The organism is Candidatus Pseudothioglobus sp. Uisw_016 (assembly GCF_048087635.1).
Taxonomy (GTDB): domain Bacteria; phylum Pseudomonadota; class Gammaproteobacteria; order PS1; family Pseudothioglobaceae; genus Pseudothioglobus.
Genome location: NZ_CP159806.1, coordinates 467,270 through 482,050 on the forward strand (window position 1 = coordinate 467,270; position 14,781 = coordinate 482,050).

Below are 14,781 nucleotides of genomic sequence, written 5' to 3' on the forward strand. Positions count from 1 at the left end.
CTATTAATGGAATCAGCAGCAACTTATTTTTCTGGATTCAGCCCTAATGATTTATGGTTTCTTGGTGAAGCGGCTTTAAGGACTCTATGGATTTCTTTTTGGGCAATCAGTATTGGATCTATTTTTGGAATATTTCTAGGTTTAGCTCTCAGTGTATCAAGATTATTAGCATTTACGCTTGGAACAGTACTAGATATTTTCCGCTCAGTTCCATTAATTATTCAACTAGTTTTATTTTTTAATTTTGCACCAATTATTGGCCTCAGACTTAATCCCTTTGAAGCAGGACTAATTGTTCTTACTGTATATACCTCAGCTTATGTTGCAAACGTAGCTAGAGCTGGCATTGAGGCAGTTGGAATCCCAATGAGGCGAGCAGCACGAAGTTTAGGTATGAACTATTGGCAAGATTTGCGTTATGTTGTTTGGCCAATTGGTCTTCGTGCTGTATTGCCTGCTTGGGTTGGAGTTGCACTAGGAGTTTTAAAGGATAGTGCACTAGTATCAATACTTGGATATGTTGAGCTTTTAAAGGCCTCCCAAATACTTATGACTCGAACCCAAGAGGCTATCCTCGTACTATCGATTGCTGGTGCGTTCTATTTTGCTTTATCTTATCCAATTTCTTATTATGCTACTCGACTTGAACAAAGGTGGTCTGAATGATTAAAATTACTAACCTACATAAACAATATGGTGAACTTAAAGTACTAAAGGGCATAGATCTTGAAGTGCCAAAAGGAGAAGTCTTAAGTGTGATAGGCTCCTCAGGCTCAGGTAAATCAACATTACTTTACTGTATTAATGGGCTTGAGCCCATTCAAAAAGGGCAAATCATCGTAGATGATATCGATGTTCATGCAAGTGATACAAACCTTAACTCAGTTCGCCAAAATATGGGTATGGTGTTTCAACAATGGAACAGCTTCCCTCATTTAACAGTCCTTGAAAATGTAGCCCTAGCTCCTAAAATAGTAAGTAAACACTCTAAATCAGAGGCTCTAGAAATTGCTGAAAAGCAACTCCGTCACGTTGGTCTGGGTGATAAGCTTTCTCAATACCCTTCTGCATTATCAGGCGGGCAGCAGCAACGTCTTGCTATTGCACGAGCACTAGCAATGGAGCCTAAATGCATGTTATTTGATGAAGCAACATCTGCTCTAGATCCTGAGCTTGTTGGAGAGGTTCTTGATACTATTAGACTTCTTGCTGATGAGGGAATGACGATGATTTGTGTGACCCATGAAATGGGATTTGCTCGTGAGGTCTCTGATAGGGTAGCATTTTTTCACGAAGGTAAGATTGAAGAAATAAACCAAGCTGAAAAACTATTTGGATCTCCGAAATCTAAATATCTACAAAAGTTTCTATCAAAAGTTAAAACATAGAGCTTAACTACTTACTGGAGTTTATCGATGGAAAAACTTTCCAATAACGAAGCCATTATTTTTGTACAAAATAATGTGGAAGGTGATGTTATAGTTTGTAATGAAGGGGTGAGTTTCTGGGGGGGTGTTGATCCTGACACAGGAGTAATTATTGATATTCATCATCCTAATTGTGGAGAGCAGCTTTCTGGAAAAATTGTACTAATGCCAACTTCTCGAGGCTCATGCAGTGGAAGTGGGGTATTGCTGCAGCTTGTGCAAAATGGAAATGCACCAGCAGCACTTATATTTAGAGAAACTGAAGATATTTTAACTCTTGGAGCAATGATTGCTGAAAAACTGTTTAACAAAAAAATTGCCATATTACGTCTGAAGCCGAACATTTATAATTTATTATCTGAACAGAAGTCAGCAAAAATTGATAATCTCAAATTATATTTCTCAAGTACTTTAATTAATTTATGTCAGCCTGATTTAAGTAGAATTTACTTGAATAAGTCAGATAAAAAAATGTTGGCTGGCAATCATGGTAAAGCCACAAAAATTGCAATGGAAATATTATGTTTGATGGCTGCTTCTCAAAATGCAGATAAATTAATCGATATTTCTAGAGGCCATATTGATGGTTGTATCTTAGCGCATGATGCTAATCTTAATTTTGCAGAAAAAATGCTTGATATGGGTGCGCGCGTTATTATTCCAACTACAATGAATGCAATCTCAGTAGACAGGGATAATTGGAAATCACAAGGTGTAGCTCCTGAACTGGGTAATAAAGCTAGCCGACTTGCTGATGCATATGTCAAGATGGGTGCTCATCCTACATTTACATGTGCGCCTTATCTTTTAAGTGAAAAACCAATAAGAGACGAAGTTATTGGGTGGTCTGAGTCAAATGCTGTTGTTTATGCAAATTCTGTAATTGGAGCTCGCACTCAGAAGCATCCAGATTATTTAGATTTATTCATAGCAATGACTGGGCGTACTCCGAATACTGGTGTTTATTTAGAAGAGAATCGAAAGCCTAACTGTGAAATTAGAATATCATTACCTTTGAAATTTGATGAGTCTATTTGGCCAATGATAGGTTGGCTGGCTGGCTATAAATCACCAAATGGAATTCCAGTATTAATTGGCCTTGAAGATATTTCACTGAGTGATGATGATTTAAAAGCTTTATGTGCAGCATTTGGTACAACATCTGCATCTCCAATGTTGCATATTAAAGGGCATACGCCAGAAGGTGAATTGCCAAGCACTCAAGATGCTATTTCTTCAACTATAATGCCTAATGATCTGTTAAATTTGTGGCAAAAATTTAATACTGGAAATAACAAGATAGATCTAGTTGCTATTGGGAGTCCGCACGCATCTTTTGCCGAGTGTATGAAGTTTTTGAAATTGTTATTGGAAAAAAATCAAACTGTTATTGTTCCAACTATTTTGACTGTTGGGCGAGAAACTCTTGCAAAATTAAGAGATAACGGGAATTTAAATCAACTTTCCAAATTAGGAGTTCAAGTTGTCCCTGATATTTGTTGGTGCTCAATAACTGAACCAGTTTTTCCATCAAAGACACAATCATTAATTACTAATTCTGGTAAATACGCTCACTATGGTGAGGGTTTGACAGGGCGAAATATACGGTTTGGAAGTTTGAGCGACTGTGCAATGGCTGCTTTAAGTGGGTTTGTTAATGATGAGCTGCCTAATTGGCTGAATTCCCCTACTTAAAATATTTTTTGAAATCTTAAATATCCATGTTAAGCTAAATAAGTTTATATCAACTGAAACTAAAGTCCAAACTTCGTTTCATCTTTGAGGGAGGGAATATTAATACTTAGCTAGCTGATATTCGCCTTATATTGAGAATTTGATGAAAAATACTAAAAATATGATTCCTACAATTTTTAAAACATTGCATGTGTCAAATTTAGATGAATTAGGAGAGCTTTATAAAAATTGGGATGACTATGAGCATGACGTTATTCAATTGGCTGGTTACGTTGGGCATCTTGTCACAACTGAAATTTTACTTAGATATCTAGATAATAAAAAAGCTAAAATCTTAGATGCAGGTTGTGGAACAGGACTAGTTGGCCATATTCTTTTCAACAAAAGCTATAAAAATATTGTTGGCATAGATTTTTCACAGGAAATGCTCAATAGGGCGCTTAAAAAAAATGTTTATCAATCACTAAGTCTAGGTGATTTAACTCAAAAACTTGATTTTGAAGATGATACTTTTGATGCAGTTATTTGTGCAGGTACTTTCACATGTGGTCATGTTGGTCCTGAAGCTCTTAATGAGATCATAAGAATAACTAAAAGTGGAGGTTATATAAGTTTTACTGTTCGAAAACAAGAATGGGAGGCATCGCCCTATGAAAAAATTATTAGAGATCTAGAAAATTCTGGGTTATGGATTCAAATTGAGCGACACACTTCAGAATACAACACTCAAGAAGGTATAAACTGTCAATTATGTTTATTTCAAGTAACTATATAAATAGTATGATTTCAGTTCTTTCCATTTAAGATAAAGCTACTTATTTTCAAGTCGAGCACTTAAGAATGAGTCCTGCATTCCTGCATTTGCTGCATTTTTATAAATTTCTAAAAATACCTCAGTAATAGCAGAAGCATCAGGCTGATCTTTCAAAAGATCCGATATATATTCCATATCTTTAACCGTATTAGCAATAGTAAAAACATAACCATCATGACTTCCTGCAATTGCCTTGGGTGCGATTCGATCTAGGCTCATTGAATGCCCAGAACCTTGTGATGCAAGTTTATAAAATTTCTCCCAATCAACTCCAAGGTTATTTGCTGCTTTCATTGCCTCAACAACCAAAGTTGCGGTGCCAAGTGCTAGAAAGTTAGAGACGAGTTTAGTTTTTGCTCCCATTCCCAACTCACCGAGCCACTCAATTTGAGCACAACAGGGTTTAAGAATATTACTAGCAATTTTAAAATCACCCTCATCGCATCCAACTATTGCTCCCAGCATAGCATCCCATGACTGTTTTTGACCACCCGTAAGAGGTGCCTCAACATATTTTAGTTTTGCTTTTTTTGCGTTTTTGCCCAACTCCTCTACTGATACTAATTCATTGGTTGTACAGTCAATAATTAGAGTTCCTGGAGAAAGTAAGGGAAATAACTCATCACATACTGAGATTGCAATTTTTGAACTTGGAAGACATAAAATAAAGCTATTGCAGCAACTTACCATATCAGATAATGACGCCATCTCCATCGCGCCTAATGCCACAAGCTCTTCGATAGGGCGCCTATTTTTATTAGCAATAATACTTACCTCATTACCAGCTTTAAGTAGATTTTGAACCATACCTTGGCCCATAATTCCAGCGCCAATGAATCCAATTTTATTTTTTTTATCCATTTTTTTATATGATTTTTACTAAAGACTCCATCCACCATCCACAATCTGAAAGGTACCTGTAGTGAATTTTGAGTCATCACTTGCAAGGTGAATAAGAATGCCTGTAACCTCTTCTGCAGATGCAAACCTACCAATTGGTTGGCGGGCTAAAAACTCTTTTCTTGATTTTTCATAGTCTCCACTATCATGCATTCTTTGTTCTATAGAAGGTGTCAATATTGTTCCTGGGCAAAGTGCATTACATCTTATACCCTCACTAACATAATCAGCAGCTACAGCACGCGTAAGTCCAAGAATAGCAGCCTTTGTGGAGCCATAAAGGCAGCGGTTTGGAGCGCCCTTTATTGATGAGGCTACAGATGCCATATTAATAATAGACCCGTCTTTTTTTTCTAGCATTCCAGGTAAGTAGGCTCTGATAAGACGGAATTGGGATCTAACATTTAATGTAAAGGAAAAGTCCCAGTCATCATCAGACATATCCAAAATAGTGCCATTATGTACAAACCCTGCACAATTAAATAAGGTAGTCAAAGGTCCTGTTTTTTCTGGAGCTTTAGCAATTGCATCTGGATCCATAACATCCAACTCAAAAGTTTTAATTTCTTTATTTTCTGCAGATAGAGTTTCTAAAGCATCTGTATTTATATCTGTCGCAAAAACCTTAGCACCTTCATTAGCCATAGCTATTGCAGCTGCGCGTCCCATACCTTGTCCAGCAGCTGTTATCAAAACTTTCTTACCCATCAACCTATTCATCAGATTAACTCCTTAACAATGTTAGTTTAAATTTTTTTTAATATTATAAGTACTATTTGATTTTTATTAAAGTAAGTAAGTAATATATAATTTATTTTTTTTTCATAGGATGGACTATGTCTTACCTTACTAAGCTTAAAGGTTCTCCGGCATCCATTCCACTAAGACCATCATTCAAAGAAATAAGCTTTATTTCTTTAGGTGTTTTCCTAGCAGCTAGTGTAATTGGATTCTTAGCGTACTTCACCAATGAGCCTATTATTATGGGCTCATTTGGTGCATCAATCTTTGTTTTATTTGTACTTCCTGATTCTCCATTTGCGCAGCCTCGAAATGTCATTGTTGGTCACTTTGTTACAACTCTTGTGGGGCTTATTTTTTACCATCTTGTTAGTTCTGATTGGTGGAGTATGGCTTTAGCTTTGGCTTTTGCAATAGCATTAATGCAATTTCTAAGGATTCCTCATCCACCTGCAGGCTCAAACCCATTTATTGTTTTTTTGCTTGGTGCTAATTGGGATTATTTATGGATGCCAACCCTCATAGGCTCAGTATTAATCGTAATGGTAGCAATGCTTTATAACAACTTATCTAAAAATAGAAGTTACCCTAAATACTGGTAACAATTTTTTTTAAATTTTATTTTGAGTTAGTGGTTATATAATGTTACAAGCTTCCTCAAAATCTAATCGTGGTGCTCGGGGACGTAATTTTGACTCATCTCCATAACCAATTCCACAAATAAAAATAGCTTTATTCTTATTATCTGGGAAGAATTCCTGATTTAGTGTCTCCTTGTTAAATCCAAGCATTGGACAGCAATCTAGACCTATAGAGCGAGCTGCAATAATAAAGTATGCGCCTTGGAGCGCTGAGTTAAATTCTGCAACATTTTTTATTATTTTATCTTTGCCTTCGTAAAAAGATTTGGCATCATTATGTGGAGAAAGGGTTGGTAGTGATTCATAAAAATTAGTGTCATAGCTAATGATTACTACAGAAGGAGCTTCCATAGTTTTGTCAATATTTCCCTCATCTAAGGATGGTTTGATTCTATTTTTTGCTTCAGCAGTTTGGATAAATGTAAATCTTGCAGGACAGCAATTGCCAGAGGTTGGTGCAAATTTTAGTAAATCATAGATTTGATGAATTTGATCATTAGTAATATCTTTATTTAACCATCCCTTATGACTGCGTGCTGTTCTAAAGATTGTGTCTAGAGTTTTAGTGGAGAGCATATAGCCTGACCTTATTAATTATTAATTATTAATTATATGTTCTTCTAGTGTATCTTTAATAATAGAATTTGAAAGATATAAAAAACTGAACTATGAAAAATTGTATTTTTTGCTCAATCATTAAGGGCGATATACCCTCTGAAAAACTTTATGAAGATGACAAAGTGTTGGCTTTTAAGGATGTAAATGCACAAGCTCCTGAGCATTTTTTAGTAATACCAAAAGAGCATATTTCTACACCGAATGATGCGACTGATGAGTCTCTGCTTGGCAAACTAAATACTACTGCAGTTATGATTGCTAAAGAGCGTGGATTTTCTGAAAGTGGTTATAGACTTGTAATGAATTGTAATGGTGATGGCTGTCAAAGTGTATTTCATATACACCTTCATTGCTTGGGTGGAAGGCAGTTGAATTGGCCTCCAGGTTAGGCATTTTAAGGAAGATAAATAATTAATCTTAAACGAGTTCAGAGTTGAATTAAAATAACGCCAACTCTAACTCTTTTTTGAGTTAAATTTTCGAAATATAAACTAAGGAAAGAATGAGCCAAAACGGCATTGAGCGACAAAGCGTTGGAGAATATAGTGAGCGCGCTTATCTTGATTACTCGATGTATGTCATACTCGATCGAGCGCTACCCTTTATTGGAGATGGTTTAAAGCCAGTCCAAAGAAGAATCATTTATGCGATGAGTGAGCTTGGACTGAAATCGACTGCAAAATTTAAAAAATCTGCCAGAACTGTTGGTGACGTCTTAGGTAAATTTCATCCTCATGGTGATAGTGCGTGCTATGAAGCAATGGTCTTAATGGCTCAGCCTTTTTCTTATCGCTATCCATTTATTGATGGACAGGGTAACTGGGGAGCCCCAGACGACCCTAAGTCTTTTGCAGCGATGCGTTATACCGAGTCTAAATTATCGCCTTATGCAGATTTACTTCTTGCTGAAATTAATAAAGGCACAGTAAGCTGGACTGATAATTTTGATGGCACCATTCAAGAGCCCCTTCAACTTCCTGCTCAGGTGCCAAATTTACTGCTTAATGGAACATCTGGAATTGCTGTTGGTATGGCGACTGACGTCCCGCCACACAATCTTCTGGAGGTTATAGCTGCGTGTATTCAGCTGCTAGAAAAACCTTCAACTGAGCTTGATGAGCTTATGCAGATTATTCCAGCTCCAGACTATCCAACGGATGCTTATATTGTTAGTTCAAAAGAAGACCTCCGCCAAATGTATGAAACTGGAAATGGCTCAGTCAAAATGAGGGCTGGCTATATTAAAGAGGATGGAGAAATTGTTATTGAGTCTCTTCCCTACCAGACATCAGGAGCTAAGGTTATTACTCAAATTGCTGCACAGATGCGTAATAAAAAACTTCCATTAGTTGAGGATCTTCGCGATGAATCAGATCATGAAAACCCAACTCGATTAGTAATTGTTCCAAGGTCTAATAGAGTCGATTGTGAGCAATTAATGCTTCATTTATTTGCAACTACGGATCTTGAGAAAAATTATCGAGTCAATATGAATGTTATTGGTTTAAATGGCAAGCCTCAAGTAAAGCCATTGATTCCTTTACTTAAAGAGTGGCTAGAATTTAGAATGCAGGTTGTTGTTAATAGACTCCAATCTCGATTGGATAAAATTTTAGATCGGCTGCATATTCTTGATGGCTTACTAATAGCTTATCTTAATATTGATGAGGTTATTGCAATCATTCGCCGTGAAGAAAAACCCAAGCCTGTTTTAATTGAGCAATTCAAAATCAGTGAAATACAGGCCGAAGCTATATTAGAATTAAAGTTGCGTCACCTAGCTAAACTTGAAGAAGTTAAAATTAAAAGTGAAGCAGATGAGCTTGAAAAAGAGCGAAAGTCAATTGAACTTTTGCTTTCAAGTGAAACAAGGCGAAAGACTTATATCAAAAAAGAACTAAGAGTAATCCTTGAGGAGTTTGGAGATAAAAGACGCTGCCAAATTATTTCTGATGTCTCTTCTGCTCAGGCATTTAATGACCAAGACATGATTCCAGCTGAAAACGTTACTGTCGTTTTAAGTGAAAAAGGCTGGGTTAAAGCTGCTAAAGGTCATGAAATTGATTCCTCTTCACTGAACTACAAGTCAGGAGACACATACTTAAAAGATGCCAAAGGTAGAAGTAATCAAATGGCATTTTTTATTGACTCCACAGGAAGGTCATATTCTATACTAGCCAATAGCCTTCCAAGTGCCAGGGGCCAGGGAGAGCCTCTAACTGGAAAATTAACGCCTCCATTAGGCTCAGAATTTATAGATGTAGTCATGGGAAAAGATGAACAAGCTGTAATTCTCTCGTCAGATGCTGGATATGGTTTTGTATCAACCTTGGGTAATTTAAATTCAAAAACTAAATCTGGCAAACATTTGATTACATTATCGAAACAAGCAAGAGCAAATAGGCTTGCTATGGTTGAAGATGTTGATAATCATTATGTTGCAGTAGCTACTAATAGAGCTAGATTATTGATATTTCCAATATCTGAATTGCCACATCTTTCTAAAGGAAAGGGCAATAAGCTTATTCAGATTGCAAACAAGGACTTCATTGATCGAGAGGAGTTTGTTATTGGCGTTTGTGCTATTAAAGATAATCAAAAATTAAGAGTTCAATATGGAAAGAAACATAAAAAATACTCTTTTGAAGAGTTAGTTAATTTTGTAAGCCATCGCGCACGCAAAGGTTTAATTCTTCCAGGCGTTTTCAAAAAAGTTGATAGCATTGAAGCTGTTGATTAGTTAGTGTTCAATATAGCTCAAAATGCTTTACACTTAGTATCTACCGGGTTAATTTCATAGTTCATGAAGTTGGTAATTTACAATCAAATAGGTATAATCCGTATTTTTTTTATCAATTTTTCCGAATATGTTCGTCCTAAAAATTGTTACAGACTTTGCATCCGCCCATTCACTCAGAGATTATCCTGGTGATTGTGCAAGACTTCATGGCCATAACTGGCAAGTGGAAGTTTCTGTATGTTCACAAGTTCTTGATGATTCTGGTATTGCAATAGATTTTCGTGAAATTAAAAAACAAACGAAGTTGGTGGTTAAAAGGCTGGATCACCAATACTTAAATGAGATAAAGCCTTTTGATGTTCTAAACCCTACTGCTGAAAATATTGCTAAATATTTTTTTGATGAAATTGCCTTGTTAATTCCCAATAAAGATGTCAAGGTTAAAGAAGTTATGATTTGGGAAACGCCCAGATCTGCAGTTACTTATTCGGAATAATTAATTATGAAAAAATCACTACTACCTGATACTCAAAATATTAAAGATCTTCGTAATATTGTTATTAACCAAGTTGGAATTAAAGATATTCTTCATCCGATTAGCTTTGTTAATAAAGCACAAGTGGTGCAACCATCAGTTGCTAATTTTACTATGACAGTTAGGCTTCCAGCGAATGTAAAGGGAACCCATATGTCTAGATTTATTGAAATCTTAAATGCTAATGAATGCAGCTTTAGTGTTGAAAGTTTTATGGAACTTGTTCAAACAGTTGCTGAAAAGCTTGACTCTTCAAGTGCCCGTATTGTAGTGGATTTTCCATTTTTTCGAAACAAATCAGCTCCATCTTCTGGCGTTCAAAGTTTACTTGATTATCAAGCAACATTAATTGGTAGTATCGTTGATGGTAAGGCAGATATGTCTGTGAAAGTTGTAGTTCCAGTTACTAGCTTGTGTCCATGTTCTAAGAGTATTTCAGAATATGGTGCCCATAACCAAAGATCCCACATAACTATCGAAGCAAAACCTTCTGAGGGATCAGTTGTTTTCCTTGAAGATTTAATTGATTTAGCTGAGCAAAAAGCATCAAGTGAGCTTTATGCCATACTTAAGCGTGATGATGAAAAGGTTGTTACTGAGAGAGCTTATGAAAATCCTGCTTTTGTTGAAGATATAGTAAGAGATATTGCTGTTGAATTAAATGCTGATGATAAAATTAATTATTACTCTTTAGAGTCAGAAAACTTTGAGTCAATCCACAATCACTCTGCGTACGCTGTTATTACAAACCAAAAGTAAGGTTTATGCATCATAATACTGATAATGTTCGAATTGTATCTAGTGCGCCGATGGTGTCGCCTAATGCTCTTATTGAGAAATTACCTCTATCTGAAAAAGCTGCATCAGGAGTTGTAAGCTCTAGAAATGCTATCAAAAATATTCTATATGGTAACGATAACCGCCTTATGGTTCTTGTTGGCCCATGCTCAATTCATGACACTAAGGCAGCAATGGAGTATGCACACAATCTACTTAAATTAAAAGAAGAGCTATCTGAAGATTTGTTGATAGTTATGCGTGTGTATTTTGAAAAGCCAAGAACAACAGTTGGCTGGAAGGGTTTAATTAATGATCCATACCTAGACGAAAGCTTTGATATTGATAAAGGCCTTGAGACTGCGAGGAAACTCTTAGTCGATCTAGGTGAAATCAATATACCAGTTGGTGTTGAGTACTTAGATGTTTTAACGCCGCAATACTTATCTGATTTGATTTCTTGGGGTGCTATAGGTGCTAGAACAACGGAGAGCCAATCTCATAGGGAGTTAGCGTCAGCGTTATCTTGCCCTGTTGGCTTTAAGAATGGCACAGGTGGCTCTTTAGAAATTGCTTTTGATGCAATTCAGTCTGCCAATAGTCCTCATCATCTCTTGTCAGTGAACAAGGACGGGGGTATTAGCCACTTTACTTCTTTAGGTAATGATACTGCTCACATCATTCTTAGAGGCGGGAAAGATGGGCCAAATTATTCCAAAGAACATATTGAAAGTACCTGTGAAAAGTTAAAAGCAAAAGGGTTAGTTTCTAAAGTTATGGTAGATTTCTCTCATGCAAACTCTGAGAAGCAGTTTAAAAATCAATTAAAAGTAGGCGCAAATATTGCAGCTCAGATTGAAGAAGGGTCAGAGTCAATCTTTGGTGTAATGATTGAATCTCATATCAATGAGGGGAACCAAAAAGTTGGACCATTGCCATCTTTAAAGTATGGCGTTAGTATTACCGATAGCTGTATTGGATGGGAAGATACAGAAACTCTTTTAAGAGATCTTGCAAAATCTATAAAAACTCGAAATTCTTAGGGATTTTTTGTAGTTTTTAGCCTTCAAAAAGACCCAAATTATTGGTGTGTTTTTACCTCATCTAGGGTACAATTAAATTTAGTTATTTTTATAGGTTTATTGTATGTCTGACGATATCGATTCTAATGAAATTCTCGAGCAAAAGTTCCCAATAGTTACTATAGAAGACGAGATGCGTGACTCTTATCTGGAGTACGCAATGAGCGTAATTGTGGGAAGGGCTTTGCCTGATGTTAGAGACGGCTTAAAGCCAGTTCATAGACGCGTTCTTTATGCCATGGAAGTTCTAGGTAATGATTACAATAAATCTTATAAAAAATCTGCCCGAATTGTAGGTGATGTGATTGGTAAGTATCACCCTCATGGTGACACAGCAGTTTATGACACAATCGTAAGAATGGCTCAGCCATTTTCGATGAGATGTATCCTAGTAGATGGTCAAGGAAACTTTGGATCAGTAGATGGAGACCGAGCTGCTGCTATGCGTTATACAGAAATACGCATGACAAAGCTTTCTCATGAACTTTTAAGAGACTTAGATAAAGAAACGGTTGATTTCATTGATAACTATGATGGCTCTGAAAGTGAGCCTTCAGTATTACCAACACGTGTTCCCACTTTATTAGTTAATGGCTCTTCAGGTATTGCTGTGGGAATGGCCACAAATATTCCTCCACATAACCCAACTGAAGTTACTGAGGCTTGCCTTCGATTTATTGATAATGAAGACATAACTATTGATGAGCTTTTAGAAATTATGCCTGGACCTGATTTTCCTACAGCTGGAATAATTAATGGCGCATCTGGTATACGTGAAGCTTATGAGACTGGTAAGGGAAAGATTTATATGCGTTCAAGATCGCATGTTGAAGGCGAAGATAAATTAAGTATTGTTGTAACAGAGCTTCCATATCAAGTAAACAAAGCAAGACTCATTACTAAAATTGCAGAGCTTGTTAAAGATAAAAAAATTGACGGAATAACTGGTCTTAGAGATGAGTCAGATAAAGATGGTATGCGTATGGTGGTTGAGCTTAGAAGGGGAGAAGTGCCTGAGGTGATGCTGAATAACTTATATAAGCTGACTGAAATGCAAACTGTTTTTGGTATCAATATGGTTGCAATTGACAAAGGGATGCCAAAATTAATGAATCTAAAATCTATCTTGAGTGCATTTATCGCGCACAGAAGAGAGATAGTAACTCGCCGCTCTATTTTTGAGCTTAATAAGGCAAAAGATAGGGCCCATTTATTGGAAGGACTTTCCGTTGCTCTTTTTAATATTGATGAGGTAATTGCACTTATAAAGGCTGCACAGAATCCTAGTGAGGCAAAAGAAGGTTTAGTTGCAAGAGTCTGGAAGGGCTCTGTCATTCAAGAGCTTATTGGTGATAGAGACATGGCTCAGTTCAAACCGCAAGATTTAGGCGCTGATCTTGGCCTTCAAAAGAATGGGGATTATCAATTATCTGAAAAACAAGCGCAAGCTATTCTTGATTTAAGACTCCATAGACTAACAGGTCTTGAAAAGGACAAAATATTTAATGAATTTAATGGCTTACTAGAGGAAATCAAAAAATTACTTGATATTCTTCAAAATCCAGACCAATTAATGGACGTTATACGTCATGAGATTACTGAGATTCGAGATAATTTTGGCGCTCCTAGAATTACTGAGATTATTGAAAACAAAATTGACCTTACACTTGAAGATTTAATTGCTCAAGAAGATAGAGTAGTAACTTTATCTCATGGAGGTTATGTTAAGGCCCAATCTCTTAGTGATTATCAAGCGCAAAGAAGAGGTGGTAAGGGTAAAGCTGCCACTAAGATGAAAGATGAGGATTTTGTAGATCAGTTGTTTGTAGCAAACTCTCATGACACAGTTTTATGTTTCTCATCTAGGGGAAGAGTACACTGGCTGAAAGTTTATGAACTACCAATGGCCTCAAGAATTTCTAGAGGAAAACCAATCATTAATCTTCTTCCTTTAGAAAAGGACGAATCAATAAATGCAATATTGCCAGTCAAAGAGTTTACTGACGATCAGTTCGTATTCATGGTCACCAGCTCAGGTACATGTAAGAAAACATCACTTAAAAACTTTTCACGTCCAAGAAATGGTGGAATTATTGCAATTGAGTTAAGAGATGATGATAAGTTAGTCGGTGTTGAAATTACTGCTGGTCAGCATGACATTCTACTTTTCTCTTCAGCGGGAAAATCTATCCGCTTTAAAGAGTCTGATGTCCGCTCAGTTGGCCGAACAGCCATAGGTGTAAGAGGAATTCGTTTAGCTGATAAAGATGAAGTGGTCTCCTTGATCGTTGCAGAGTCAGGTGACCCTATTCTTACAGCGACTGAAAAAGGCTATGGTAAGAGAACTCAATTGGATGAATATCGCTCCCAAGCGAGAGGTGGCTCAGGTGTTATTTCAATAAAAACATCGGATAGAAATGGTCAAGTAGTCGGTGCTATTCAGGTCACTGATGAAGATGAAATGATGCTAATATCTAATAAAGGGACCTTAGTTAGAGCACGCGCAGTTGATGTTTCAATTATTGGAAGGAATACTCAAGGCGTTACTTTAATTAATATTGCTGATGATGAAAAATTAGTTTCAGTAGCTAAAATAGCTGAAACGGATGATGAGGAAGAGGGTGAGAACCAGTTAGAAGATAGTGGCACTTCATCAGCAGATGGTGGAACTCAAGAAGAAGGTGAAAGTGCTCCGATAGAAAAGAATGATGCTCAAGAAGATGATTAGATAGAAAGAAGAGTTTGATTTTTCATAAAGTGCACGAATTTTTTATTAAATAATAGTTCATTGTGATTTATTGTTTTTGATTT

Annotated in this window: 14 protein-coding genes; 11 read left to right on the forward strand and 3 right to left on the reverse strand. The window is 36.5% G+C overall.

The window, feature by feature from the left end; genetic code table 11:
* Nucleotides 1-6: 6 nt before the first annotated feature.
* The 4 genes from ABXT69_RS02365 to ABXT69_RS02380 all read left to right on the forward strand — a co-directional run bounded on the left by ABXT69_RS02365 (nucleotide 7) and on the right by ABXT69_RS02380 (nucleotide 3,897).
* On the forward strand, nucleotides 7-666 hold the full coding sequence (locus tag ABXT69_RS02365) for an amino acid ABC transporter permease (RefSeq protein ID WP_416678864.1): 660 nt from the start codon (nucleotides 7-9) through the stop codon (nucleotides 664-666).
* On the forward strand, nucleotides 663-1,388 hold the full coding sequence (locus ABXT69_RS02370; RefSeq protein WP_416678867.1) for an amino acid ABC transporter ATP-binding protein: 726 nt from the start codon (nucleotides 663-665) through the stop codon (nucleotides 1,386-1,388). The genes ABXT69_RS02365 and ABXT69_RS02370 overlap by 4 nt, the downstream gene beginning before the upstream one ends.
* A 27-nt stretch (nucleotides 1,389-1,415) precedes the next feature.
* On the forward strand, nucleotides 1,416-3,122 hold the full coding sequence (locus ABXT69_RS02375) for an aconitase family protein (protein ID WP_416678870.1): 1,707 nt from the start codon (nucleotides 1,416-1,418) through the stop codon (nucleotides 3,120-3,122).
* Between the two features lie 142 nt (nucleotides 3,123-3,264).
* Nucleotides 3,265-3,897: a class I SAM-dependent DNA methyltransferase gene (locus ABXT69_RS02380; protein WP_416678872.1), complete on the forward strand. Its 633-nt coding sequence runs from the start codon at nucleotides 3,265-3,267 to the stop codon at nucleotides 3,895-3,897.
* Between the two features lie 36 nt (nucleotides 3,898-3,933).
* On the opposite strand, the gene ABXT69_RS02385 is transcribed toward ABXT69_RS02380, so the two are convergent.
* Both ABXT69_RS02385 and ABXT69_RS02390 read right to left on the reverse strand, forming a co-directional pair.
* Nucleotides 3,934-4,797, reverse strand: coding sequence for an NAD(P)-dependent oxidoreductase (locus tag ABXT69_RS02385; RefSeq protein ID WP_416678875.1), 864 nt, complete (start codon nucleotides 4,795-4,797; stop codon nucleotides 3,934-3,936).
* Nucleotides 4,798-4,815: 18 nt separating this feature from the next.
* Nucleotides 4,816-5,559 (reverse strand): SDR family oxidoreductase, encoded by a 744-nt coding sequence (locus ABXT69_RS02390; protein ID WP_416679516.1) that lies wholly within the window; start codon nucleotides 5,557-5,559, stop codon nucleotides 4,816-4,818.
* Nucleotides 5,560-5,672: 113 nt separating this feature from the next.
* Between ABXT69_RS02390 and ABXT69_RS02395 the strand changes: the two genes are divergently transcribed.
* Complete coding sequence (locus tag ABXT69_RS02395; RefSeq protein WP_416678876.1) at nucleotides 5,673-6,179, forward strand: HPP family protein; 507 nt, start codon at nucleotides 5,673-5,675, stop codon at nucleotides 6,177-6,179.
* Nucleotides 6,180-6,212: 33 nt separating this feature from the next.
* Here ABXT69_RS02395 and ABXT69_RS02400 read toward each other — a convergent pair whose 3' ends face one another.
* Nucleotides 6,213-6,794, reverse strand: coding sequence for a malonic semialdehyde reductase (locus ABXT69_RS02400; RefSeq protein ID WP_416678878.1), 582 nt, complete (start codon nucleotides 6,792-6,794; stop codon nucleotides 6,213-6,215).
* 92 nt (nucleotides 6,795-6,886) lie between these two features.
* Between ABXT69_RS02400 and ABXT69_RS02405 the strand changes: the two genes are divergently transcribed.
* The 6 genes from ABXT69_RS02405 to gyrA all read left to right on the forward strand — a co-directional run bounded on the left by ABXT69_RS02405 (nucleotide 6,887) and on the right by gyrA (nucleotide 14,698).
* Nucleotides 6,887-7,225, forward strand: coding sequence for a histidine triad nucleotide-binding protein (locus tag ABXT69_RS02405; protein WP_416678880.1), 339 nt, complete (start codon nucleotides 6,887-6,889; stop codon nucleotides 7,223-7,225).
* A gap of 113 nt (nucleotides 7,226-7,338) precedes the next feature.
* Complete coding sequence (parC, locus tag ABXT69_RS02410; protein ID WP_416678881.1) at nucleotides 7,339-9,576, forward strand: DNA topoisomerase IV subunit A; 2,238 nt, start codon at nucleotides 7,339-7,341, stop codon at nucleotides 9,574-9,576.
* A gap of 127 nt (nucleotides 9,577-9,703) precedes the next feature.
* Complete coding sequence (gene queD, locus ABXT69_RS02415; RefSeq protein ID WP_416652847.1) at nucleotides 9,704-10,072, forward strand: 6-carboxytetrahydropterin synthase QueD; 369 nt, start codon at nucleotides 9,704-9,706, stop codon at nucleotides 10,070-10,072.
* Nucleotides 10,073-10,078: 6 nt separating this feature from the next.
* Complete coding sequence (folE2, locus tag ABXT69_RS02420) at nucleotides 10,079-10,870, forward strand: GTP cyclohydrolase FolE2 (protein ID WP_416678884.1); 792 nt, start codon at nucleotides 10,079-10,081, stop codon at nucleotides 10,868-10,870.
* A gap of 5 nt (nucleotides 10,871-10,875) precedes the next feature.
* Entirely contained in the window at nucleotides 10,876-11,931 is a 1,056-nt protein-coding gene (locus ABXT69_RS02425; RefSeq protein ID WP_416678887.1) for a 3-deoxy-7-phosphoheptulonate synthase, read from the forward strand.
* 103 nt (nucleotides 11,932-12,034) lie between these two features.
* On the forward strand, nucleotides 12,035-14,698 hold the full coding sequence (gene gyrA / locus ABXT69_RS02430) for a DNA gyrase subunit A (RefSeq protein ID WP_416678890.1): 2,664 nt from the start codon (nucleotides 12,035-12,037) through the stop codon (nucleotides 14,696-14,698).
* Nucleotides 14,699-14,781 lie beyond the last annotated feature (83 nt).